This window comes from Parasphingorhabdus sp. (assembly GCF_036964675.1).
In the GTDB taxonomy this organism is placed as follows: Bacteria; Pseudomonadota; Alphaproteobacteria; order Sphingomonadales; family Sphingomonadaceae; genus Parasphingorhabdus.
This window is the reverse complement of the sequence record NZ_JBALTF010000004.1, coordinates 51,336-75,379: the sequence shown is the minus strand read 5'-3', so window position 1 is coordinate 75,379 and position 24,044 is coordinate 51,336. Positions and strand designations below refer to the sequence as shown.

The 24,044-nt window shown below is 57.1% G+C and carries 19 protein-coding genes; 16 read left to right on the top strand and 3 right to left on the bottom strand.

Annotated features, from left to right (window positions below; translation table 11 throughout):
* Positions 1–1,888 (bottom strand): lytic transglycosylase domain-containing protein (locus V7665_RS01860; RefSeq protein WP_335662831.1); only part of this gene is annotated, 1,888 nt, incomplete at its 3' end.
* Positions 1,889–2,002: 114 nt separating this feature from the next.
* On the opposite strand from V7665_RS01860, the gene dapA reads away from it, so the two are divergent.
* The 7 genes from dapA to alaS all read left to right on the top strand — a co-directional run bounded on the left by dapA (position 2,003) and on the right by alaS (position 11,291).
* Complete coding sequence (dapA, locus tag V7665_RS01855; RefSeq protein WP_335662830.1) at positions 2,003–2,878, top strand: 4-hydroxy-tetrahydrodipicolinate synthase; 876 nt, start codon at positions 2,003–2,005, stop codon at positions 2,876–2,878.
* Positions 2,878–3,360, top strand: a complete 483-nt coding sequence (smpB, locus tag V7665_RS01850) for an SsrA-binding protein SmpB (RefSeq protein WP_335662829.1) — start codon at positions 2,878–2,880, stop codon at positions 3,358–3,360. The genes dapA and smpB overlap by 1 nt, the downstream gene beginning before the upstream one ends.
* Positions 3,353–3,967: a DUF2062 domain-containing protein gene (locus V7665_RS01845; RefSeq protein ID WP_335662828.1), complete on the top strand. Its 615-nt coding sequence runs from the start codon at positions 3,353–3,355 to the stop codon at positions 3,965–3,967. The genes smpB and V7665_RS01845 overlap by 8 nt, the downstream gene beginning before the upstream one ends.
* Positions 3,957–6,398: a response regulator gene (locus V7665_RS01840; RefSeq protein WP_335662827.1), complete on the top strand. Its 2,442-nt coding sequence runs from the start codon at positions 3,957–3,959 to the stop codon at positions 6,396–6,398. Before V7665_RS01845 ends, V7665_RS01840 begins: the two co-directional genes overlap by 11 nt.
* A gap of 147 nt (positions 6,399–6,545) precedes the next feature.
* Entirely contained in the window at positions 6,546–7,628 is a 1,083-nt protein-coding gene (recA, locus tag V7665_RS01835) for a recombinase RecA (RefSeq protein WP_335662826.1), read from the top strand.
* 315 nt (positions 7,629–7,943) lie between these two features.
* On the top strand, positions 7,944–8,570 hold the full coding sequence (locus V7665_RS01830; protein ID WP_335662825.1) for a glutathione S-transferase family protein: 627 nt from the start codon (positions 7,944–7,946) through the stop codon (positions 8,568–8,570).
* A gap of 72 nt (positions 8,571–8,642) precedes the next feature.
* A complete protein-coding gene (gene alaS, locus V7665_RS01825; RefSeq protein ID WP_335662824.1) occupies positions 8,643–11,291 on the top strand; it encodes an alanine--tRNA ligase in 2,649 nt (882 codons plus the stop codon).
* Here alaS and V7665_RS01820 read toward each other — a convergent pair.
* Positions 11,269–13,098 carry a cation:proton antiporter domain-containing protein gene (locus V7665_RS01820; RefSeq protein ID WP_335662836.1) on the bottom strand — a complete coding sequence of 610 codons (1,830 nt, stop codon included), beginning with the start codon at positions 13,096–13,098 and terminating at the stop codon, positions 11,269–11,271. The genes alaS and V7665_RS01820 overlap by 23 nt on opposite strands.
* 60 nt (positions 13,099–13,158) lie before the next feature.
* Between V7665_RS01820 and V7665_RS01815 the strand changes: the two genes are divergently transcribed.
* Positions 13,159–14,385, top strand: coding sequence for an FAD-dependent oxidoreductase (locus V7665_RS01815; RefSeq protein WP_335662823.1), 1,227 nt, complete (start codon positions 13,159–13,161; stop codon positions 14,383–14,385).
* Here the strand turns inward: V7665_RS01815 and V7665_RS01810 are convergent, their stop codons facing one another.
* A complete protein-coding gene (locus tag V7665_RS01810; RefSeq protein ID WP_335662822.1) occupies positions 14,386–15,606 on the bottom strand; it encodes an NADP-dependent isocitrate dehydrogenase in 1,221 nt (406 codons plus the stop codon). It abuts the gene before it with no gap.
* 193 nt (positions 15,607–15,799) lie between these two features.
* Here V7665_RS01810 and V7665_RS01805 point away from each other — a divergent pair, with 193 nt between their 5' ends.
* From V7665_RS01805 to pyrH, 8 genes are all read left to right on the top strand, one after another.
* Positions 15,800–16,534, top strand: a complete 735-nt coding sequence (locus V7665_RS01805) for a phosphatidylserine decarboxylase (RefSeq protein ID WP_335662821.1) — start codon at positions 15,800–15,802, stop codon at positions 16,532–16,534.
* Positions 16,535–16,571: 37 nt separating this feature from the next.
* A complete protein-coding gene (locus V7665_RS01800) occupies positions 16,572–17,366 on the top strand; it encodes a CDP-alcohol phosphatidyltransferase family protein (protein ID WP_335662820.1) in 795 nt (264 codons plus the stop codon).
* Positions 17,367–17,857: 491 nt separating this feature from the next.
* Positions 17,858–19,102 (top strand): efflux RND transporter periplasmic adaptor subunit, encoded by a 1,245-nt coding sequence (locus tag V7665_RS01795; protein ID WP_335662819.1) that lies wholly within the window; start codon positions 17,858–17,860, stop codon positions 19,100–19,102.
* Positions 19,103–19,105: 3 nt separating this feature from the next.
* Positions 19,106–19,810, top strand: a complete 705-nt coding sequence (locus V7665_RS01790) for an ABC transporter ATP-binding protein (RefSeq protein WP_335662818.1) — start codon at positions 19,106–19,108, stop codon at positions 19,808–19,810.
* Positions 19,807–21,057: an ABC transporter permease gene (locus tag V7665_RS01785; RefSeq protein WP_335662817.1), complete on the top strand. Its 1,251-nt coding sequence runs from the start codon at positions 19,807–19,809 to the stop codon at positions 21,055–21,057. Before V7665_RS01790 ends, V7665_RS01785 begins: the two co-directional genes overlap by 4 nt.
* Before the next feature lie 164 nt (positions 21,058–21,221).
* Positions 21,222–22,163: a 30S ribosomal protein S2 gene (rpsB, locus tag V7665_RS01780; protein ID WP_335662816.1), complete on the top strand. Its 942-nt coding sequence runs from the start codon at positions 21,222–21,224 to the stop codon at positions 22,161–22,163.
* A 112-nt stretch (positions 22,164–22,275) separates the two neighbouring features.
* A complete protein-coding gene (gene tsf / locus V7665_RS01775) occupies positions 22,276–23,199 on the top strand; it encodes a translation elongation factor Ts (RefSeq protein ID WP_335662815.1) in 924 nt (307 codons plus the stop codon).
* Between the two features lie 119 nt (positions 23,200–23,318).
* The gene (pyrH, locus tag V7665_RS01770; RefSeq protein WP_335662814.1) at positions 23,319–24,041 is read left to right on the top strand and encodes a UMP kinase; all 723 of its coding nucleotides are present in this window, start codon (positions 23,319–23,321) and stop codon (positions 24,039–24,041) included.
* The last annotated feature ends 3 nt before the right edge of the window (positions 24,042–24,044 follow it).

The window sequence follows — 24,044 nt, the reverse complement described above, 5'->3', positions numbered from 1 at the left end:
CGCGCTTGACATAATTGCGGGTTTCGGAAATCGGGATGTCCTCGATCCACTGGACCCAGTCGATGCCGCCCATGCGCGGGTCGCCGTTGGCGCGGAGCCATTTGTTCACATTGCCGGGGCCGGCATTATAGGCCGCGATCGCGAGCGGGTAGCTGCCGCCATAATAGTCCATCATCCGCTGGATATAGCCGCTGCCGAGCTGGATATTATATTGCGGGTCGTCGGTCAGCGACGAGACATTATAGGACAGATTTGCCTTGCCCGACTGTTCCCGGGCGGTGCCGGGCATCAGCTGCATCAGGCCGCGGGCACCGGCATGGCTGATCGCACCTTCGGCAAACTGGCTTTCCTGCCGGGTGATCGCGTGGATCAGGGTCCAGCTGCCTTCATGGCCAAAGGGAATCTGCATGGTTGGAAAAGAGGTCTCGTCGATCGCACCGACTCCGGCACTCAGAGCGCTGATACCCTTGATCACGCCGAGGTCGCGTGCGCCGACGCGAGTCGAAAAATCGCTGAGCAGCATATAGTCCTTGGGTGTCTTGGCATTATAGGCGAGCGCCCGGTGAAAGCGGATCTGCTCGCGCCAGGGGCCGGTGCGGATCGAAGCCTTGGCGGCGATGACCAGAGGATCGTTGTCATAGGCTTTGCGGTCTGCGTCGGTGATTTCGACCGCCGGCTTGCGGTTGAAGACCGGCAGCGGACGGCCCAGACGTTCCAGCGACAATTGGCCATAGAAATGGTCCGGAAAGGCCGCGGCTTTTTCGAAATAGGCATTGGCCCGTTCGGTTTGCCCGGCTTCGGCGGCGGCGCGGCCCGCCCAATAATAGCCTTTGGACGTGATGTTGGGCGAGTCATAGGATTGTGCATAAAGATCGAACAGGGGCACAGCCTTGGCCGGCTGCCGCATGCCGTTCAGCGCAGCAGTGCCGGCTATCCACGCAAGATCGGAATATTTGTCGCGGATGCGGGAATTCTGATCGGCGATCCGGGTCGGGACGTCATAGGCATCGTCGATTTTCGAGGCGATATCATAAGCCGTCGACCATTGCCGGTCGTTCGCGGCCGCTTCGGCGTTGATCAGCAGCGCCTCGAACCAGGTGTCCGGCGCAGCTGGTTTGACGCGCAGTGCCGGACGGGTGGCCAGCAATTGCCGCGCGGCTGCACTTTGTCCCTGGTTGCGCAAATAGCGGGCGCGATCAGCCAGATAGCCTGCATCATCGCGGGCGATGGCACCGACGGCGCTGGCCTTTTCATTGGCATCGGCGGATTCGGTCAGCTGGGCCAGCCGCGCTTCGAACACCGGCCGCCGCATTGCCGAGGCGTAGCCCAGCTGGCGCGCTGCGTCCCGGGTTGCTCTTGCCCATAACAGCGCATCCATGCGCGCATCATGATCGTCAATGCTGAGCGCCGAGCTGAACCGCGAGATTAGCGCCGCTTCATCTTCTTCCGTCAGCGTGCCGCCACGCCAGGCTGTTTTTGCCCATTGATTGGCTTTGTCCCGCTGTCCGGCTGCTTGCAGGGCAACCGCATATTTGGCAGCACCGGCGTTGGTTGTGGGTTCGAATCGAGAGAAATAGGCAAGTACGCGCGCTGGTGAGAAGCTGTTGATATTGATTGCCTGTTCGGCGTTGCGCTGCATGCGCGTATCTTCCGGCCATCCCGGGAAGGTGACCAGAAACCCGGCATAATCCTCGAAAGAATAATTGTCGGATTGCGTCAACACGCGCCAGCGCTGCAAGCCCAGCACGGCATTGCCGCCGGTTGGATCGGACAGGCCCGCGCTCTCATTTTGCCAGCCCAGTTGTTCGCCGAGATTGTCGGCTGCCATGCAGGTGGCAGGGGTGAAAAGCAGTGCCGCTATAACAAATCTTGATACCATGCTGGACATTTTACGGCTAGGCTCCTTATCAGGCGCTGAACGGCGAACTATATCACCGTTAATATTGAAAATGACTTGGGGTTGGCTTTGCCAATTTCCAAGGGTAACATAAAGGATTATTAGATGTTCTCGGGCTCAATTCCGGCTCTGGCGACTCCCTTTCGCGACGGAGCGTTTGCCGAAGACCAGTTTCGCGCTCTGGTGGACTGGCAGATCGACCAGGGCAGCAGCGCCCTTGTGCCCTGTGGGACAACCGGCGAAGCGTCTACATTGTCCAATGCCGAACATCATCGTGTTATCGAAGTCTGCATCGAGCAGGCGGCTGGCCGGGTGCCGGTTATCGCCGGCTGCGGTTCCAATGACACAACCAATGCCATGTTGCACCTGAATTTCTCGAAGAAATGCGGCGCAGCGGCGGGCCTGGTCGTCGCCCCTTATTATAACCGGCCCAATCAGGAAGGCATTACCGCCCATTTTACCACCCTGACCGAAAATGTCGATTTGCCGCTGGTTCTGTATAATGTTCCAGCGCGGACGGTGACTGATATCATGCCGGACACAGTGGCGGCATTATCGAAGCTGCCCAATGTGGTGGCGATCAAGGACGCCAGCGGCGACCTCGACCGGGTCACCGAGCATCGCCTCAACTGTGCCGATGATTTCGTGATGCTTTCGGGGGTCGACGAACTGTCGCTGGCCTTTAGCGCAGCTGGCGGAGTTGGCTGTATTTCCGTCACTGCCAATGTCGCCCCAAAATTATGCGCCGAGTTCCAGGCTGCCTGTGCTGCGGGCGACTATGCCAAGGCGCGCAAGCTGAATGATGTGCTCTATCCGCTGCACAAGTCCCTGTTCTCGGACGCGTCTCCCGGGCCGATCAAATATGCCATGTCGCGGGTCCTTGGCAATTTCTCGACCGACTTGCGCTTGCCGATGACACCACCGTCCGAAGCCAGCCGCAAGGCTGTGGACGCTGCTCTGGAAGGGGCAGGGTTGATCTGATGGCAAAACCGCGGCCGGAGGAATTTGACAAGCAGAAGGTCGTCGCCGAAAACCGGCGCGCGCGCTATGACTATTTTCTGGATGACAAGTTTGAAGCCGGAATCATGCTGACTGGTACGGAAGTGAAATCGCTGCGCGCTGGAGCGGGCACGATCGCGGAAAGCTATGCCGAGGTGAAGGATGACGAGGTCTGGCTGATCAACGCCAATATTCAGGAATGGAGCCATGGTAACCGCTATAATCACACCCCGACGCGCCCGCGCAAATTGCTGCTCAGCCGGCGCCAGATAAACAAGCTGCATGGCGCGGTAATGCGCAAGGGCATGACGATCGTGCCGCTGTCGATCTATTTCAACAGCAAGGGACGGGCGAAGCTGGAACTGGCGCTGGCCAAAGGCAAAAAAGCACCGGATAAACGGCAGACCGAAAAGGATCGCGACTGGAAAAGGCAGCAGGGTCGGCTGATGCGCGAACATGGCTGAACACAAACCCAATATTCATGACAAGGATTTTGCTGCGCGCTTGATCATCTACGTTGTGCATTGGCTAAAGAGAAAAATGCCAACCCGCGCCGGGATGGAGCGGAACAAATTTCTCAAACCGATCGCCCATCGCTTTTTGCGCTCCGAGCTGTGGCGTTTCACACGGCGTTCCGTGCCGCGTGGCGTTGCCCTGGGCATGCTGGCCGCCTTTCTGATCCCCGTGGGCCAGATATTCGCAGCGGTTTTTCTGGCGCTACCGGTGCGCGCCAATGTACCGATTGCAGCGATTACCACCTTCATCACCAATCCGCTGACCTATCCGTTCTGGATTGCTGCGGCCAATCAGGTCGGAAAATTTGTCTTGCAGATTGATGCGATGACCGCCGGCCAGCCGATCAACACCCACATGCAAAGCGAATTTGGCCAATGGCTGACCTGGCTGGTACGTGAAGCCGGGGTGACCGCATTCGGATTTCTGCTGTTTGCGATCGTTTTTGCCGCCATCGGCTATTTGGTCAGTTCCTTCGGATGGCGCTGGTGGATTGGCCGGAAACGGAAAGGGCGGTTGAGCAGAATCCTCGCCGACAGGGCCGGCGATGGCCAGTAAAGCGCAGAACAAGAGTGGATTGCTGAACCCCAGCACGCGCAAGGCGCAGGCCGATGTGCGGACAAGGGCCGCGTTGCTTGTGCTTGCGCTGTCGGCTTCGGCCGGGCTGCTCTACTGGCAAGTGCAGAATCTCACCCTGATCATCGCTTTTCTCGCCCTGATGCTCAGCCTGACCGGGATCGGCCTTTTTCTGCGACCGCAAAATATCGCCACGGATCAGGACCTTGCTGATCCCGAAGATTGGGCGGTTACCCGCATGGTCGCCGATCAGTCTTCTATCGGCCTGGCGATTACCGACCGGGCTGGCCGGCTGGTCTGTGCCAACGAGCTTTTTACCAAATGGTTCAATGGTGCAGCGGTCCCTCCCGAACTGCCGTTGCAGGCGGGCGGCAATGAACTGCTGGCGACGGCGGGCCGCAACGCCTGGCGGGATGGCCGCGGCTATGCCGAGGGCCTGAAACGCGGCGTTGCCGAATATAGCGCGAAAGTCGTCCGGGCCGGGCAGGGCGATGAATATCTGCTCTGGCAGATGATACCGCAAATTCCGGCGGACCTGCTGGATGACATGATTGGTCTGGTCAGCGGTGGCGGCGGTCGTGCCTTTTCGGAAGTCGGCATATTGGCCAGCGTGATCGGCGGCGAAGGGCGGATCCGCGCTTCCAATCAGGCCTTTGCCTTGCGCGCAACCGGCCGGGTTGATGCGAATATATCAGGCCGCAATTTCATCAATTTCCTGCGTTCCGATGACAAGGGCACGATCTTTTTCGAACGCGAAGGACGGCATGGCACCCCGGTGCGCCTTTTCCATATTCCGCTCGACCGGGAAAAGGAAAAAGGTCCGGCGCTGATCCTGCTGATCGACGATGATGGCGGGATGGTCGAGCGCGGCAAGGCACTGGAGCAGGTTGAATCGATGTTGTCGCTGTTGCCCCTGGGTCTCGCCCTGACCGACCGCGACGGACGTTTCCTGTTTCTCAACGAGGCCTTTGCCAAAACCGCCGGCATTGGCGAAAAGGAACAGCCGCTCTATCCCGGTGACCTGATGATCAACGATGACAAATCGGCGGTTTCCGATGCCGTGCGTCGCTACGCCAGCGGCCCGCCAATGGCCGGGGATCTGGCGGTGCGGCTGCGCAATGGCGGTGAGGAGCCGGTCGCGCTGGGTATCGCCGGCGTTCGCGGCTTGGGCGAGGCAGCGGTGCTGCTGTCGATTCGCGACAATAGCGAAGAATCGAAATTGAAGAGCCAGGTGGCGCAGGCGACGAAGATGCAGGCGGTCGGGCAGCTTGCCGGCGGCGTGGCCCATGATTTCAACAATATTCTGACCGCCATCATCGGTCATTGCGACCTGATGCTGCTGCGCCATGCGCCGGGTGACAGCGATTATGATGATATCCAGCAGGTCAAGAATAACAGCAACCGCGCCGCCGGTCTGACCCGGCAATTGCTCGCTTTCTCGCGGCAGCAGACCCTGCGGCCACAGGTGCTGCAGCTGCCCGACGTGGTGGCGGATGTCTCGAATCTGCTCAAGCGTCTGCTCGACGAGACTATCGAACTGGAAGTGCGCCATGGCCGCAATCTGGGTCTGGTCCGCGCGGATCCGGGACAGCTTGAGCAAGTGATCATCAATCTTGGCGTCAACGCCCGGGATGCGATGCCCCATGGTGGCAAGATTTCCATTTCCACTCAGGCGGTGGTGGCATCTGACGTGCGCGCGCTGAAGAGCGATATCCTGCCGGTCGGCGATTATACATCGCTGATCTTCTCCGACTCCGGAAACGGCATTCCGCCGCATGTCATCGGCAAGATATTCGAACCATTTTTCACCACCAAGGCAGTTGGCAAGGGCACCGGTCTGGGCCTGTCGACGGTCTACGGGATCATCAAACAGTCCGGCGGCTATATTTTTGCCGATTCCAAACCCGGCCAGGGCACCACCTTTTCGATATATTTCCCGGTTCATCATCCGACAAAGGAAGACCTGGAGCGGGCCACTTTGAATTCGCCGCCGGTCAAGGCGACGGCCAGGAAGGAATTGTGGGGCACAGGACATATCCTGCTGGTCGAGGATGAGGATATGGTGCGCGCGGTCGCAGAGCGGGCGCTCACACGCCAGGGCTATACGGTGGTTACCGCCAGTGAAGGCGAGGAAGCATTGGGCCTGCTCGCCCTTCAGGCCGACAAGGAGCAGCAGTTCGACCTGATTGTTTCCGATGTGGTGATGCCGAATATGGATGGCCCGACGATGGCGAAACATGTCCGCAAAAATTATCCTGACCTGCCGATTCTGTTCATGTCCGGCTATGCCGAGGAGCAATTGCGCAAGTCGATCGATCTCGACAAGGTCAATTTTCTGCCCAAGCCGTTTTCGGTCGCGCAAATTGCCGAAGCGGTCGGCGAGACTCTGGCCGAACATGCCAAGCCGGCGTAGAATGACGCATGATCTGGATTGCAATTCAGTGAGATAGCAGAAATATAAATAAATCATGTTCCCCTCTTGTTCTGCAAGAACAAATACGGTACATAATCACAATCATTGATTGATAGTGGTTAAACATTTAGCGAAGGGGACAGGCAAATGGCCGGCAATTTAAAAGTCGTAGAATCGGAAAATCAATTGAACTCATCAGACAGACAAAAGGCGCTCGACGCCGCATTGGCGCAGATAGATCGCGCCTTCGGCAAGGGCTCGGCAATGAAGCTGGGCCAGCGCAAGGCACTGGAAATAGAAGCCATTTCCACCGGTAGCCTGGGACTGGATATCGCGCTTGGCATCGGGGGATTGCCAAAAGGACGCGTGATCGAAGTTTACGGACCGGAAAGCTCCGGCAAGACAACGCTCGCCTTGCACGTGATCGCCGAAGCGCAAAAGGCTGGCGGTACCGCTGCCTTTGTTGACGCGGAACATGCGCTGGACCCTATTTATGCCAAGGCACTGGGCGTCGATACCGACGAACTGATCATCTCCCAGCCCGATACCGGTGAGCAAGCGCTCGAGATTGTCGATACATTGGTGCGTTCCAATGCGGTCGACATATTGGTGGTCGATTCGGTCGCCGCTCTGGTTCCGCGGGCTGAAATTGAAGGCGAAATGGGCGATACCCATGTTGGTCTGCAAGCCCGGTTGATGAGTCAGGCGCTGCGCAAGCTGACCGGCTCGATCAGTCGCTCCAAATGCATGGTGATCTTCATCAACCAGATCCGCATGAAAATCGGCGTGATGTACGGCAATCCGGAAACCACCTCCGGCGGCAATGCGCTGAAATTCTATGCTTCGGTGCGCCTCGACATCAGACGTACCGGCCAGATCAAGGAACGCGATGATATTGTCGGCAACACCACCCGCGTCAAAGTGGTCAAGAACAAGGTCGCGCCGCCGTTCAAGCAGGTCGAGTTTGACATCATGTACGGCCAGGGCATTTCCAAGGTCGGCGAGATTATCGATCTGGGCGTGAAGGCCGGCGTCGTCGAAAAATCGGGTGCCTGGTTCTCTTATGACTCGGTTCGCATCGGGCAGGGGCGCGAAAATTCGAAACGCTTCCTGCTGGAAAATCCGGAAATGATGGCGAAGCTGGAAAATCAGATTCGCGGCAAACAGGAAGAAGTTGCCGAGGAAATGATGAAGGGCCCGGTTGCCAAAGCCAATGACGATGATGAATAGATGATTTGACCATCATAGCAGCGACAGAAGCAAGCTTCTGACTGTTGGTACCGCCACTTGCTTGAAGCTGATCTTCGGTGGTTCCGGCGGCGCTGGAATGGTGAACAGAAAATCTCGCAGGTTTTGCCGGATCAGTCTCCCCCGAGGCGATCCCTGGCATAGGGCCGTCCTTCTGTCCCCCGACTGCAAGGACGGCCCATTTTCATTTAATTTGGACGGGTCAAATGTTGGAAAAGATTGACATTTGGCCTCTTACAACGCTTCGTTGGCCCAAACTTTGACAAACTTTGAGCTTTTCGAAAGGCCAATATAGCAATGACCATCACCATCCATCACCTCGAAAACAGCCGTTCGCAGCGCATCATCTGGCTGCTCGAGGAACTGGGACTTCCCTATGAGATCAAACGCTATGAGCGTAATCCCAAGACCCAGAAAGCGCCAGATAGCCTCAAGGCCGTTCACCCGCTTGGCAAATCACCGATGATCGAAGATAATGGCGAAGTCATAATCGAGACCGCTGCGATTGCCGAATATCTGGTGGAGAAAGCGGGTGGCAAGCTGGGCGCTCCGAAGGATGCCAAGGGCGCTCGCCTCTATACCCAATATCTCCACTTCGCGGAGGGTTCGATGATGCCGCCGCTATATGGTCTGCTGGTGGTTGGACGGCTTGGCCTGCTTGGGCTTCCCGCGCGCAAGCCGGTTGGCCAGATGGTCACCGATCTGCTGGTCTGGCTCGAAACAGAGCTCTCGGACCGCGACTATTTTGCCGGTGATGAACTGACCGCCGCCGATGTCATGATGAGCTTTCCGCTCGAAGCCTGCCAGTCCCGCGCCGGTCTGGATGAACGCTATCCCAACCTTCTCGCCTGGCTCGAGCGCATTCATGCCCGTCCGCAATATCAGCTGGCGCTCGAAAAAGGCGGACCCTATGCCTATGCCTGAACAAGCCATTGATTTTGCGGGCTGGTGCAATGCAGGATTGTCAACGGCAGATCGCTCGCCTAAGTCAATTTCATGCAAACAACCAATGATATAAGACGGTCGTTCCTCGACTATTTCGCGGCCCAGGGTCACGAGATCGTGCCGTCCGCGCCGCTGATACCCTATAATGATCCGACGTTGATGTTCATCAACGCCGGCATGGTTCCGTTCAAGAATATCTTCACCGGGGCGGAGAAGAGCTCTTTTTCCACCGCCACGTCCAGCCAGAAATGCGTCCGTGCTGGCGGCAAGCATAATGATCTCGACAATGTCGGCTATACCGCGCGCCATCATACTTTCTTTGAAATGCTGGGTAATTTCTCCTTTGGCGATTATTTCAAGGAACAGGCGATCCATCATGCATGGAACCTGATCACAAAACATTGGGGGATATCTGCCGACCGATTGACCGTGACCGTCTATCATACCGATGACGAAGCCTTTGATCTGTGGAAGAAAATTGCCGGCCTGCCGGATGAGCGGATCATTCGTATCGCGACCAGTGACAATTTCTGGTCGATGGGTGATACCGGGCCCTGCGGCCCGTGCAGCGAGATATTCTATGATCATGGTCCGCATATCGCCGGTGGCCCTCCGGGCAGTCCGGACGAAGACGGCGATCGCTTTGTCGAAATCTGGAACCTGGTGTTCATGCAATATGATCAGCGCGGCGAAGGCGATCGTGTTGATCTGCCGAAACCGTCGATCGACACCGGCATGGGGCTCGAGCGCATTGCTGCCGTCATGCAGGGCGTCCACGACAATTACGACATCGACCTGTTCAAGGCGCTGATCGCCGAATCCGGCTCGCTGACCGGTACTGTCACGACCGGCGACAACCAGGCCAGCCACCGGGTGATCGCCGATCATCTGCGCGCCTCATCCTTCCTTGTCGCCGATGGCGTGCTGCCATCGAACGAGGGTCGCGGCTATGTGCTGCGTCGAATCATGCGGCGGGCGATGCGCCATGCCCATTTGCTCGGTGCCAAGGATCCGTTGATGCACCGCATGGTAGGGTCTCTGACTGGAGAAATGGGCAATGCCTTTCCCGAACTGATCCGGGCAAAACCGCTGATCGAAGAAACCCTGCTGCGCGAAGAAGTTAATTTTCGGCAGACGTTGGCCAATGGCCTGAAGCTGCTCGACGCGGAAATCGCTGATATGGGCGAAGGTGATATTCTCCCCGGCGAAACCGCGTTCAAACTATATGATACATTCGGTTTTCCCTATGATCTGACCGAAGATGCGTTGCGCGCGCAGTCGCTGGGTGTCGATCGCGAAGGTTTTGACAAGGCGATGGCCGAGCAAAAAGCCGCCGCCCGTGCCGCCTGGAAAGGGTCCGGCGATCAGGCTTCCGATGCGATCTGGTTCGACATTGCCGAGCGCGAAGGCAGCACCGAATTTACCGGCTATACGTCCGAGGAAGGCGAGGGCGTCGTGGTCGCGCTGGTCAAGGACGGCGCTGAAATCGAAGTCGCGCAGAGCGGCGACATTGTAATGCTGCTGACCAATCAGACGCCATTTTACGGCGAAAGCGGCGGCCAGATGGGCGATGCTGGTCAGATCTCCGGCGCGGACGGTTTCGCTGCTGCCGTCACCGACACCAGAAAGCCGCTCGGGCGGCTTCACGCCCATCAGATTGAAATCAGGTCCGGTTCCGTGTCGGTCGGGGATATGGTCCATCTTGTTGTCGATAAGGATCGGCGTAGTGCGCTTCGGGCCAATCACAGTGCCACCCATTTGCTGCACAAGGCGCTGCGGCATCATCTCGGCGATCATGTAACGCAGAAGGGCAGCCTGGTTGCACCGGATCGTCTACGGTTCGATTTCTCGCACGTCTCCGCACTGACCGAGTCCGAAATGCAGGCCGTTGAAGCGGACGTAAACGCGCAAATTCGCGGCAATAGTCCGGTAACCACCCGCCTGATGAGTCCCGATGATGCGGTCGCCGCAGGCGCGCTTGCGCTGTTCGGGGAAAAATATGGCGATGAGGTTCGCGTGCTGTCGATGGGTCGGGAAGCCAAGCTGGATTATTCCGTGGAATTATGCGGCGGCACCCATGTCCATGCGCTGGGCGATATTGGTCTGATGGCGATTGTTTCGGAATCCGCTGTTGCCAGTGGAGTCCGGAGAATCGAAGCGCTAACTGGTGAAGCAGCGCGCCTGTGGTTCACGGACCGCGATGCCAAGCTCAAGGCGATCGCCGCAACGCTCAAGGCCTCTCCCGAAGAAGCCGCCGATCGCGTCGCGATTCTGGTTGAGGAACGCAAGAAGCTGGAGCGGGAATTGACCGAGGCGAAGAAGGCGCTGGCTCTGGCCGGGGATGGCGGTGGCGCGAAAGCGGCGGAAACGGAAACTATTGGCGATATCGCCTTTGCCGGCCAGGTTATCCAGGGTCTGCATCCCAAGGAATTGCGCGGACTGGTCGATCAGGCGAAGAAGCAGCTGTCGAGCGGCGTCAGCGCGCTGGTGGCGGTCAATGATGGCCGGGCAACCGTTGCGGTTGGCGTAACCGATGATCTGACCGAGCGTTTCAGCGCGGTTGATCTGGTTCAGGCCGGAGTAGCCGCAGTCGGCGGAAAGGGCGGCGGCGGTCGTCCGGACATGGCACAGGGTGGCGGTCCCGATGGCGCCAAAGCCGACGATGCGATTGCCGCTATCAGGGCTGTTCTTGCGGGCTGAGCCCGTCCGGCACCAAATCGTCTGCCGTAGCCCGTCCAATGGAAGTGGTCACGGATTTCAGTTTGGGTTCCTTTTCCAGGTCGCCTTCTTCCTGAATCTGTTTCCGGTAGATATCGCGCAGTTCATGGATTGATGCGATGACCGGGCCCATCGCAACGCCATTTTCGACGAGCACCGCCTCTGACAATTGCAGGGATCCCTCGAGCGCTTCCGGCACGGCATTGGTTGCGCCGGCCTGATAGAGTTCGGCGGCATGTTCAATATCCCGCGCCCTTGCGATGATCGGGAGATCAGGCACCCATGCACGGACCTTTTTGACGATCTGAACCGACAGAACCGGCTCATCCATCGTCAGGACCAGAGCCTTTGCATGGCCCAGTCGCAACCGGTCGAGCATTTCGTTGCGGGACACATTGCCAAAAATGACCGGATAGCCCTCACGGCGGGCTTTGGCGACCGTATCAATGTTGGTTTCCACCGCCAGAAATTTTTGATCATGGGTCGTCAGAAGATCGGCGATCAGCTTGCCGACCCGGCCAAAACCGATGATTATTGTCTGTTGGGCTTCCACCGGCCGTTCATCCGGAGCAAGACCACCACCGCTGCGCATTTCCATCCGGCGTGCGATGTCATGGCCAAAGCGGGCGAGCAAGGGGGTGATGGTCAGACCGATGGCGGTGACAATCTGCCAGAATGCCGCCGTCTGTGGCTGGATCAGCTGCGCCTGCGTTGCTGCGGCCAATACGATCAAGGTGGTTTCAGAGGGACTGGCCATCAAAACGCCGGCTTCGGTCGCCGTCCCGGCGCGAGCACCGGCAAAACGCAGCAGGCCCCCGGTAACGACAGCCTTCACGACGACGACACCGACGACGGCGGTGAGCAGGCTTCCCCAATTTTCAAGGACCACGCGAATATCGACCTGCATGCCGACGGTGATCAGAAATACGCCAAGCGCCAGGCCCTTAAACGGCTGCGTGATGACTTCGACTTCGCCGTGATATTCGGTTTCCGCGATGAGCAGGCCAGCGAGCAGGGCGCCGACGATCGGTGACAATCCTGTCGCGGCGGTGGCGAGACTGGCGAGGATGATGACCAGCAAGCTGACGGCGAGGAACAGTTCCGGACTCTTGGTGCGTGCCGCTTGGGCAAAAATTCGCGGCAGCAATAGTCGGCCAAGGACCAGCATGCCGATGATGACCGCGCCGCCCAACAGAAGCGTTCGTCCCAGATCATCCCATCCGCCATCGGCGGTTATCGCCGGTGAGATCGCTCCAAGGAGGAATATGATCGGAACAATGGCGACATCCTCGAACAAGAGCATGGCCAGTGCGGCACGGCCGACCGGGCTTTTTGTCCCTGACATGGGCAGAACCAGAGCGGTCGAGGACAGCGCAAGGGCCAGGCCCAGGCCCAGGGCACCGGCGGCATTCTGACCGAGTAGATATAATACAGACCCGATGATCAGGCCCGACGCCAGCAACTCTGCCGCACCGACACCGAATACCAGCCGGCGCAGCGACCATAGGCGTTTGAACGACAATTCGAGTCCGATGGAAAAAAGCAGCAATATGATGCCCATTTCGGCAAAGGGTTCGATGGCCTCGCGATCGCTGATCGTGACAAATTGTAGCCATTGATATTGACTCTGGAGTGACCCAAGGCCGGACGGGCCGAGCAGAATACCGACCAATATGAATCCGATGATCGGTGTGATCCGAAAACGGGTGAAGGCGGGAATGACGATTCCGGCTGCGCCCAGAATCACAATGGCGTCGATAAAGGCGGGATTGTCGAGTGGACTATGCATCATGCAACTCTATACTCGAACAATGCTATTTGTCAGCAGGTTACATGACGGAGAGCGCGAATGATGGATATTAATCGCGATATTTTGATTGTGGGCGGCGGTCCGGCCGGGATGATGGCGGGATTGCTGTTCGCGCGTGCCGGCTTGAAAGTGGCCGTGCTGGAGAAACATGCTGATTTCCTTCGGGATTTCAGAGGCGATACGGTTCATCCTTCGACGCTGGAGCTTTTCCATCAACTGGGCATGCTGGATGACCTGCTTGAACTGCCGCACAGCAGAGTGGATCAGGCATCGATTTACATCGCCGGACGCCAGATGAAGGCAGTGGATTTTCGCTATTTACCGGTAGCGGCGCCTTATATCGCGATGATGCCGCAATGGGATTTGCTCAACTTCATGGCGATCAGGGCAAAAAGATATGCCGGGTTCGAACTGCACATGGAAACCGAAGCGGTTGATCTTCTGTACGACCAGGCTGAGCGTGTGTGCGGTGTCGAGGCCATGGACGGGCAAAGGCTCGATGCCAGACTGGTCATCGCCGCCGACGGCAGAAGGTCTGTACTGCGCGGCAAAGCCGATCTGCCGCTGCAGAATATCGGCGCGCCGATGGATGTTTTCTGGTTTCGCATCGACAAACCACAGGGATATGGCGGTGACGTCTTTGGAACGGTGCAAGCGGGCCGGTTCATGGTGATGATTGATCGGCAGGATTATTATCAATGCGCCTATGTTTTCAACAAGGGACATGCCGATGCAGTGAAGGCGGCAGGACTGGAAGCGTTTCGGGCTGGCCTGCGGTCTCTGGTCCCTGAGCTGAGCGAGGCTTTCAATCAGATATCCAGTTGGGATCAGGTGAAAATTCTGGAAGTGGCGCTTGATCGTCTGGAGCGCTGGCATCGCCCGGGCTTGCTGGCGATTGGCGATGCGGCCCATGCGATGTCACCCATTGGCGGTGTCGGTATCAATGTCGCGGTTCAGGACGCGGTGACTGCGGCCAATATATTGGCCGGCCCGATGGCGAGGGCAGGCGATCCCGACCCGTTGCTGGAGCAAGTCTATGCCCGCAGAATCAAACCGGTACGACGGATGCAGGCCTTGCAGAAATTTGCGCAGGACAGGGTGATTGCGCCGCTATTGCGACGGACGAAGCCGATCGAAAAGCCGTTCTTTCCATTGCGGCTGCTAAACCGGATGCCTGTGTTGCGGCGCATCCCCGGGCGTGTCATCGGCCTGGGCTTCGGGCGAGAGGCTATCCAATCGCCCGAAATTCCCATTAGCTCCAAATGACTATTTCCAGTTTTGCATTTCCGTTTCGAGATTGGATCGAACGGCTTCGAAAAACTGTTCGGTGGTCATCCATGCCTGATCGGGGCCAATAAGGATCGCGAGATCCTTGGTCATGTCGCCATTTTCAACGGTCTGGATGCAGACACGCTCCAATGTTTCGGCAAAGCGCGTGACATCAGGTGTATCATCGAACTTGCCACGATAGATCAGGCCGCGGGTCCAGGCAAAGATCGAGGCGATCGGATTGGTTGATGTCGCCTTGCCTTGCTGATGCTGGCGATAGTGGCGGGTAACCGTACCATGCGCTGCTTCTGCTTCGACGCAATCGCCGGTCGGTGTCATCAACACCGAGGTCATCAGGCCGAGCGAACCAAAGCCCTGTGCGACCGTGTCCGATTGCACGTCACCATCATAGTTTTTGCAGGCCCAGACGAACTTGCCGCTCCATTTCAATGCGGAAGCCACCATGTCATCGATCAGGCGATGTTCGTAGGTGATCCCAGCCTTGTCGAACTTGTCCTTGAATTCGGCCTGGAAGATTTCCTCGAACAGGTCCTTGAATCGCCCGTCATAGGCCTTCATGATCGTGTTCTTGGTCGACAGATAGACCGGCCATTCCCGGTTCAGGCCATAGTTCATCGAAGCGCGGGCAAAATCGCGGATCGAGTCATCGAGATTGTACATCGCCATGGCAATGCCGGGGGATGGAAACTGGAATACTTCTTCGTCGATCGTATCGCCATTATCGCCTTCCCAGATCAGCCGAAGCTTGCCGGGTCCCGGCACCTTGAAGTCGGTGCAACGATATTGGTCGCCAAAGGCATGACGGCCGACAACGATAGGATCGGTCCAGCCGGGTACAAGGCGGGGAACGTTGTCGATGACGATTGGCTCGCGGAACACGACGCCGCCGAGAATGTTGCGAATCGTGCCATTTGGCGATTTCCACATCCGTTTCAGACCAAATTCCTCGACGCGGTCTTCATCCGGCGTGATTGTCGCGCATTTGACGCCAACCCCGTGCTTCTTGATCGCATTGGCGGCATCGACGGTAATTTTGTCATTGGTGTCGTCGCGGACTTCGATCGAGAGATCGTAATAATGCAAATCAATGTCGAGATAAGGTTCAATCAACCGCTCGCGAATCCATTGCCAGATGATCCGCGTCATTTCGTCGCCGTCAATTTCGACGACCGGGTTTTTGACCTTGATTTTCGACATATCGTTTTATTCTTTCCTGAAACGGGAACCAGAGGGAGGAATGATGTTGCCAGCCTCTTAGCAAAGATTGTCATTTGTTCAACCCAGAGTTGATGGCTAGAGTTGCGGGCGGTGAAGCAAATCTCCGATGTTGAATTTCCAATATATCAACGGGAGTGTTGTCAGAACAATGACCCGCCACTAAGTAGCGACCATGGCAATTGAAAAATATTCAAACAAGGGGCTGGGTGAAGCCAAATGGTCTTTCCCGCCGATCCATCCCGAGGGCCGCAAATTTGCAGTCATCGCCGGGGTCATCACCGTTTTTTTTGCGCTCATGGCCTGGGAAACCCTGGCATGGCCAATGGCGGGCATCACCGTCTGGGTTTTGGCGTTTTTCCGCGATCCGAAACGGGTTACGCCGCTCGATGAAAAATATATTATTGCGCCTGCCGATGGTCTGGTAAACCTGATCATGCCGGTGAAACCGCCCGTGGAACTGCAGGGTGAGGGCGGACTTGGTGACGAAGAATTGATCCGGGTTTCAATTTTCATGAGTGTGTTCGATGTTCATGTAAACCGGACTCCGATCGAGGGAACGGTGAAACGCCAGGCCTATATTTCGGGAAAATTTCTGAACGCTGACCTGGACAAGGCGAGCGAAGAAAATGAACGGCAGCATTTTCTGGTCGAACGCAATGACGGACTCAAGGTCGGTTTTACCCAGATTGCAGGTCTGGTGGCCCGGCGGATCATGGCCTTTGTCAAGGAAGGCGATTTTGTTGCCGCCGGACAACGAATCGGTCTGATTCGTTTCGGTAGCCGGGTTGATGTCTATTTGCCCAAGGGGACAGAACCCAATGTCGTATTGGGGCAACGCAGCATTGCCGGTGAAACCGTCATTGCCGTGATCGGGCAGACGAAAGAGATCGAAGGCGTCGGCCAATGACCTCCGGGTTGGCTAGTGGCCGGATGCTGCAACGCTGATGGCTAGCAAGGGTTCGATGAAGCGACCCGAGCGAGGCATATCGCTGCGCGCCTTTGTTCCCAATGCGGTAACGGCGCTGGCTCTGTGCGTCGGTTTGAGCAGTGTGCGTTTCGCCTATATGGACAATTGGGTGCTGGCTGCTGCGTCGATCGTTCTGGCCGGCATATTGGACGGCCTTGATGGCCGGATTGCCCGTCTTCTCAATGCGCAGAGTCGTTTTGGGGCGGAACTGGACTCGCTGTCGGATGTCATTGCCTTTGGCGTTTCGCCTGCGCTGGTGATGTTCCTCTGGTCGACTCAATATATGCCGCAATTTGGCTGGGTCCTGGCGCTGACGATGGTTGTCGCCTGTGCCCTGAGATTGGCGCGGTTCAACGCCTTGATCGACACTGATGACCAGCCGCACAAATCGGCCGGCTTTCTGACCGGTATCCCGGCACCCGTGGGTGCCGGTCTGGCTATGCTGCCGCTATATTTGTGGATGATTACCGATCTGGAAATCTTCCGCCATTATGCGGTCGTGTCGCCCTGGATCGTACTGATTGCTTTTCTGATGATGTCCAACACGGCAACCTACAGCTGGTCTTCCCTGCGTTTGCGGAAAAATATCAGGCTGGAAGGGATTGCCGTAATCGCCTTGCTCGGCGTAGCGCTGATCAACGCTCCCTGGATCATGCTTACGGTGATCAGCAGCTTCTATCTGATCCTGATTCCCTTCAGCGTCAGAAGCTATGCCAAGGTCAGGCGGCAGCGCGCAGCGGAGCGGGCTGCAGCGAGCGATGCTGCTTCATAAGCTGCGACGTTTTGACTGTGCGGTGGCGATAGGCCGATGACGGGGAAGCGGCTTCGGAAGCAGCGACCCGCAACTCATTTTGAATGACGCTGGCAATTCTGTCCCGATATTGAAAAAACATCATCCCGATGACGGTGGCAGAGCCCAGAAACGCGAACATGAAAAAAGTCGAAATGGCGATGGTAAGCATGTGATAATTCCATTTGTTCTATCAATGAACTCTTAATGTTCCATATCTGTTCTCATTGTCAAGCGATATTTGAAACATGCCCAAAATGGGAGCCGGGAATCGGCTTTGGGATGGTGTCGCTGAGCGCCGATTATATAATAGGATGCTAAGGGGCCGGGCAGGCGACGCATCGCTCAATATAACCGACGTTTCAGCCGTGCGCCGCTACCGTCTCTTATTGCGCATCTTCAAACCACGTGACATAGTGACTTAGTTAAGTAAGACAGGGAGCAAGGCGATCATCAACCGGATGCTAATTTGGGTGCGCAGACATCCTGTCATTTCTGGCCTGCTTGCGGTCCTGTTGATCGCCATATTGTACAAGATCATCGTCCCGTCGACGCCCGATTATGAATATATTGCCGAACCGGTGACTCGCGGCGAAGTTGCCCGGATTGTATCGGCGAGCGGAAAATTGCGAGCACTCAATACGATCAATGTCGGCTCGGAAATTTCCGGGCAGGTCACCGATGTCTATGTCGATTTCAATTCGCCCGTAACCGCCGGTCAGGTGCTGGCCAGAATTGATCCGACCCGCATTCAAGCAAGAGTGACCCAGGCAAGGGCGCAAGTGGACCTGGCGCGTGCGACTTTGGCGCAGGCCGAAGCGTCGATCATTCGTGCGGAAACCGATTATGCCGTCCAGTCCCGCGATTATGAACGGCAGCGGCAACTTGCAGACAAAGGATTTGTGTCCAAGGCCGGTATCGATCAGGCGCAAAATGCGTTGGCCAGTGCAAAGGCCTCGCTCAGCACCGCAAAGGCGCAAGCGCAAAGCGGTCGCGCCCAAATTGCGCAAAGTAATGCCGAGCTATCCTCGGCGCAGCTCGACCTCAGCCGCACGCGGATTGTTGCGCCAACCAGCGGTGTCGTGATCAACAAGCTGGTCGAGCCCGGCACCACCGTGGCGGCGAGTTTCCAGACGCCCAATCTGTTTGAAATCGCCGCTGATACCAGCCGCATGCAAGTGGAAGCCTCCGTCGATGAGGCCGACATTGGCCAGGTTCGGGTGAATCAAGTGGTTCGCTTTACCGTGGATAGCTATCCCGATGACACGTTCGTCGCGAAAGTCGGCCAAATCCGGAAATCCGCGACCGAGGCGCAAAATGTGGTCAGCTATCTGGTGATATTGGATGTCGACAACAAGGATGGCAAATTGCTGACCGGCATGACCGCCAATGTCGAAATTGTCACCGGCACCAAGGTCAATGTCTTGCGGGTCCCGACGCCGGCCATCCGGTTTCGGCCGCGCAAGGATGATCGCCCCGAGGAGGACATTGAAAATTCGCCGGACAGAAAGCCCGGACAGAAACGCGCGACCGTTATCTGGGTGGCGAGTGATGATCCCTATGCGCCCGTGCGCCGGGTAGTCACCATTGGCCTTGTCGGCGAAGATTATGTCGAGATCATCAAAGGCGTGAAAGAAAAGGAAAGGGTGCTGATACGCACCAGGAATCTGACAAATGAAGACGAAGATGAGGATGATCTCGCCAGCGAGAACGAATAGGCGATGGCGCTGGTTGAAACCCGGGATCTGGTCAAAAATTACGTTCTGGGCGGGGAAACTGTCCGTGCGGTAGATGGTGTGTCGCTCTCGATCGAACGCGGCGAATATGTCGCGATCATGGGGGCGAGCGGCTCGGGCAAATCGACCTTCATGAACATGATCGGCTGTCTCGACATACCGACATCGGGCGAGGTGCGCATTGATGGCATCGCCACCCAGGACCGGGACGGCGACGCGCTGGCCGAATTGCGCAATCAGAAAATCGGATTTGTCTTTCAACAATTCAACCTGCTGGCCCGTACCACGGCGCTCGATAATGTCGCCGTGCCGCTCATTTACGCCGGTCTCGGCAGCGAAGAGCGCAGAGCCAAGGCGCGGGCGAAACTGGAGGAAATGGGTCTCGGTGACCGGCTCGATCATTCGCCAGCTAAATTGTCCGGCGGCCAGCAACAGCGGGTAGCGATTGCCCGGGCACTGGTGACCGAGCCGGTGATTTTGCTGGCGGACGAACCGACGGGCGCGCTGGATAGCAAGACGTCCGAAGATATCATGGAGATTTTCGAGCGGCTCAATGATCAGGGCATCACCATCATTGTTGTCACCCATGAGGCCGAAATTGCGGATCGGGCAAAGCGGCGGATCGAGTTTCGCGATGGCAAGGTTATCGAGGATGTCATCGTTGCCAATCGCAGGACGGTCGGCTCATGATTGGCGATTTCGAAAAGAAAGCTTCTGCCTGGATCGTCAACGTGGCAATCGCGATGACGGCTCTGCGGACCAATTTGATGCGGTCGATATTGACCACGCTGGGCGTGATGATCGGCGTGTTTGCGGTTACGCTCGCCGTGGCCGTCGGGTCCGGAGCGCAGGTATCGGTGATGCAATCGATCAACGCGCTGGGCTCCAACATGGCGCTGATTTTCCCGCAACCGGACAGCGAAGGGGGGCGCAGCACATTTGATCGCGGTCGCCTGACCATGCGGGATGCCCGCGCCATCGAAAAACAGATTAGCGGCATTACCGATATCGCACCGCAATTGCGTACCTTGATCCAGTTGGTCGTGGCGGGCCGCAATGCATCGACCAGCGCGATTGGCGCAACGCCGGGCTACGGGAAGGTTGCCAATGCGGCCGCCGCCTCCGGCCGGTTCATCAGCGAAGCCGATGTCCGTTCTGCGGCCCGGGTCGTTGTTCTGGGGCCCAGCGTCGCGAAAAAGCTGTTCGGCGATTATGATCCGATAGGGGAAACGGTCCGCATCAACCGGGCGCCGTTTAATGTCATCGGGGTGATGGAATCGAAAGGGTCGAGCTTCGGCAATGACAATGATGATATCGCGATCATGCCGATCACCACCACTCGACAGCGGTTCGCTGGCGATTCTCTCTCCGGACCCGATGATCTGCAAATGCTGTTTGTCGGTTTCGAAGATGGTGTTTCCCTGCCGAAGGCAAAACGCGAGATCACCAAGCTCTTGCGAGAGCGCTATCGGGTGCGGGGCAAGGACATCAATCCGTTCACCATCCGAACCACCGAAGAATTTATGAAAGAATCGGCCCAGGTTACCGGGATTTTCCAGATCGTATTGGTTGCCATTGCCTCGATTTCGTTGCTGGTCGGGGGGATTGGCATCATGAACATCATGCTGGTCAGCGTGACCGAGCGAACCCGGGAAATAGGGCTGCGCATGGCGCTTGGCGCAAAGCGCAGCGATATCCGGAACCAGTTTCTGGTTGAAGCCGCCGTATTATGCGTGATTGGCGGTGCCATTGGCCTGGCGCTGGCGATTGCCGCCGGCACAGCGCTGACGATTTATGCCGACTTTCCGGTGCCGATCGGCATTGGCGTAGGCATTGGCGCCATCCTGTTTTCGGCTGTCATCGGATTGGTCTTCGGCGGCTATCCGGCGGTTCGCGCATCCCGTCTGTCGCCGATTGAAGCGTTGCGCAGCGAATAATTCCGTCCGGACAGCCAACAATTTGTGGTTGCATTCTGGTCCGCTTCGCCTTAACGGCACGCTTATTCCACATGGAAAGCACTCATACCGGTGCCGATAGCGGTCTTTCAGGTCGTTTGAGGTTCTCAGCTTTCCAGAGGCATAACCGGATAAGGAGAAATATTATGGCGGCCCCTGTCGTCACCCTACAACAATTGATTGAAGCCGGAGCGCATTTCGGCCACCAGACTCACCGCTGGAACCCGAAGATGAAACCATACATCTTTGGCGCCCGCAACAGTGTCCATATTCTTGATCTTTCGCAGAGCGTGCCCCTGTTCGCACGGGCGCTCGACTTTATCGCCAATGCCGTTTCGGCTGGCGGCAAGGTCCTGTTCGTTGGTACCAAGCGTCAGGCGCAAGAGCCTATTGCCGAAGCAGCCCGCGCAAGCGGCCAGCATTTCGTCAACCATCGCTGGCTCGGCGGCATGCTGACCAACTGGAAAACCATTTCCAATTCGATCCGCCGGATGAAAACCCTGGAAGAGCAGCTCGGTGGTGACACCGCTGGCTTTACCAAGAAAGAAGTCCTGCAGATGACGCGCGAGCACATCAAGCTGGAGCTTTCGCTTGGCGGCATTCGTGACATGGGCGGCATTCCTGATGTCATGTTCGTGATCGATGCCAACAAGGAAGAACTTGCTATCAAGGAAGCCAATGTTCTGGGTATTCCGGTTGTCGCGATCCTCGATTCGAACGTTGATCCAAGCAATATCGCTTTCCCGGTTCCCGGCAATGATGACGCAGCGCGGGCAATTCGCCTCTATTGTGAATCCGTTGCCGCGGCAGCGACCAAGGGCGGCCAAGACGCTTCGGTTGCAGCGGGCGTAGATCTCGGAGCAGCGGTTGCTCCTCCGGTCGAACAGATCGTCTCGAGCGAAGCAAACGCTAGCGCCATGGTTTCCGGCGAAGAAGCAGCGGTTGCCGATATTGCGGACATCGCAGCAGAAATGACAGCGGCTGAAACAGCTCCTGCAGCAGCAGAAGCAAAGGCTGAAGAGCCAGCGGCTCCGAAGGTGGCTGCTGTTGAGAAGAAAGATGAAGCAAAGGCTGACGAAAAAGCCTGAACTTGAAGCTTCTTTCTGCGGTCATATATTGGCTGTAACAAAAACATAAACGGGGCGGCATTTTTGTCGCCCCAATTTCACATTTCCCGGTCTAGAAATTGAGGAACGAATAATGGCTATTACAGCAGCAGCAGTGAAAGAACTGCGCGAGCGCACCGGTGCGGGCATGATGGATTGCAAAAAGGCACTGAACGAAACCAATGGCGACGTCGAAGCAGCGGTCGATCTGTTGCGGACCAAAGGCCTTGCTGCGGCGCAGAAGAAATCGAGCCGTACGGCGGCTGAAGGCCTGGTTGGCGTTTCCGTCGCTGGAACCAAGGGCGTCGCTGTTGAAGTGAACAGCGAAACCGACTTCGTCGCCAAAAATGACCAGTTTCAAGACTTTGTTGCCAAGGTAACAGGCGTCGCACTGGGTCTGAACAGTGATGATGTCGAAGCGCTGGCCGCTTCCGACTATCCTTCCGGCGGCACGGTAAAAGACGTGTTGACCAACAATATTGCGACCATCGGCGAAAACCAGGCGATCCGCAGGATGAAAACGGTTGCGGTCTCCAGCGGTCTGGTCGTGCCTTATATTCACAATGCCGTCACCCCAACCATGGGCAAGATCGGCGTGTTGGTTGCGCTGGAAAGCTCCGCTGGCGCTGACGTTCTGGAACCACTCGGCAAGCAGATTGCGATGCATATCGCGGCTGCATTCCCGCTGGCGCTGAACGCAGAGGGCCTCGATCCGGAATTGCTCGCTCGTGAGCGTGCGATTGCCAAGGAAAAGGCTGCCGAATCCGGCAAGCCCGACAATATCGTCGAGAAAATGGTCGATGGCGCGATGGCAAAATTTGCCAAGGAAAACGCATTGCTCAGCCAGACTTTCGTGATGGATAACAAGACTCCCGTCGCGCAGGTTGTCGAGCAAGCCGGCAAGGCTGCTGGCGTCGAAATCAAGCTTACGGAATATGTCCGTTTCCAGCTTGGCGAAGGCATTGAGAAGAAAGAAGAAGATTTTGCAGCGGAAGTCGCCGCTGCAGTTGCTGGCTAATCGAGCCGCAGATTGAATATTTCAGGCGGTAACGCTTGGCAGCATGGCGCGGACTATCTATGGTCTGCGCCATATTTGTTTTTGGGGCCGGGCATTGATTCCGGCAGGATGGGATTTGCATGAAACGACCGGCGTTCAAGCGCATTTTGCTGAAACTTTCTGGTGAAGCCCTGATGGGCTCGGGCGAATTCGGGATTGACCCGGAAACGGTTAACCGCATCGCAGCCGAAGTAAAGTCAGCGAAAGAGGCGGGTTTTGAACTCTGTCTGGTCGTCGGCGGTGGGAATATTTTCCGGGGGCTGGCTGCGGCAGCAAAAGGCTTTGACCGCACCAGTGCCGATTATATGGGTATGCTGGCAACCGTGATGAACGCGCTGGCGGTGCAGAATGCACTCGAGCAGATGGGCTGTGATACACGGGTATTATCGGCCATTCCGATGGCGAGCGTGTGCGAGCCCTATATTCGCCGCAAGGCCGTGCGGCATCTGGAAAAAGGCCGTATCGTCATCTTTGCCGCCGGAACCGGCAATCCCTATTTTACGACCGACACGGCCGCGGCGTTGCGCGCCGCTGAAATGGGCTGCGAGGCGCTGTTCAAGGGCACGAGTGTCGATGGCGTCTATAACGCCGATCCGAAAATCGATCCTGACGCAACGCGCTATGAGGAATTGAGTTTCGACCGGGTTTTAAGTGACAATCTGAAGGTCATGGACGCCAGTGCGGTTGCGCTCTGCCGCGAAAACAAGATACCGATCGTCGTCTTCTCGATCCGGGAGCAAGGCAATCTCGCCACCATATTGGGTGGCGGTGGAACTGCGACCATGGTCGGAACAACCGAATAAATA

Bases quoted from the DNA above. Each gene is read 5' to 3' on its own strand.
- dapA (WP_335662830.1), top strand. From the start codon at position 2,003: ATGTTCTCGGGCTCAATTCCGGCTCTGGCGACTCCCTTTCGCGACGGA.
- smpB (WP_335662829.1), top strand. From the start codon at position 2,878: ATGGCAAAACCGCGGCCGGAGGAATTTGACAAGCAGAAGGTCGTCGCC.
- V7665_RS01845 (WP_335662828.1), top strand. From the start codon at position 3,353: ATGGCTGAACACAAACCCAATATTCATGACAAGGATTTTGCTGCGCGC.
- V7665_RS01840 (WP_335662827.1), top strand. From the start codon at position 3,957: ATGGCCAGTAAAGCGCAGAACAAGAGTGGATTGCTGAACCCCAGCACG.
- recA (WP_335662826.1), top strand. From the start codon at position 6,546: ATGGCCGGCAATTTAAAAGTCGTAGAATCGGAAAATCAATTGAACTCA.
- V7665_RS01830 (WP_335662825.1), top strand. From the start codon at position 7,944: ATGACCATCACCATCCATCACCTCGAAAACAGCCGTTCGCAGCGCATC.
- alaS (WP_335662824.1), top strand. From the start codon at position 8,643: ATGCAAACAACCAATGATATAAGACGGTCGTTCCTCGACTATTTCGCG.
- V7665_RS01820 (WP_335662836.1), bottom strand. From the start codon at position 13,098: ATGCATAGTCCACTCGACAATCCCGCCTTTATCGACGCCATTGTGATT.
- V7665_RS01815 (WP_335662823.1), top strand. From the start codon at position 13,159: ATGATGGATATTAATCGCGATATTTTGATTGTGGGCGGCGGTCCGGCC.
- V7665_RS01810 (WP_335662822.1), bottom strand. From the start codon at position 15,606: ATGTCGAAAATCAAGGTCAAAAACCCGGTCGTCGAAATTGACGGCGAC.
- V7665_RS01805 (WP_335662821.1), top strand. From the start codon at position 15,800: ATGGCAATTGAAAAATATTCAAACAAGGGGCTGGGTGAAGCCAAATGG.
- V7665_RS01800 (WP_335662820.1), top strand. From the start codon at position 16,572: ATGGCTAGCAAGGGTTCGATGAAGCGACCCGAGCGAGGCATATCGCTG.
- V7665_RS01790 (WP_335662818.1), top strand. From the start codon at position 19,106: ATGGCGCTGGTTGAAACCCGGGATCTGGTCAAAAATTACGTTCTGGGC.
- V7665_RS01785 (WP_335662817.1), top strand. From the start codon at position 19,807: ATGATTGGCGATTTCGAAAAGAAAGCTTCTGCCTGGATCGTCAACGTG.
- rpsB (WP_335662816.1), top strand. From the start codon at position 21,222: ATGGCGGCCCCTGTCGTCACCCTACAACAATTGATTGAAGCCGGAGCG.
- tsf (WP_335662815.1), top strand. From the start codon at position 22,276: ATGGCTATTACAGCAGCAGCAGTGAAAGAACTGCGCGAGCGCACCGGT.
- pyrH (WP_335662814.1), top strand. From the start codon at position 23,319: ATGAAACGACCGGCGTTCAAGCGCATTTTGCTGAAACTTTCTGGTGAA.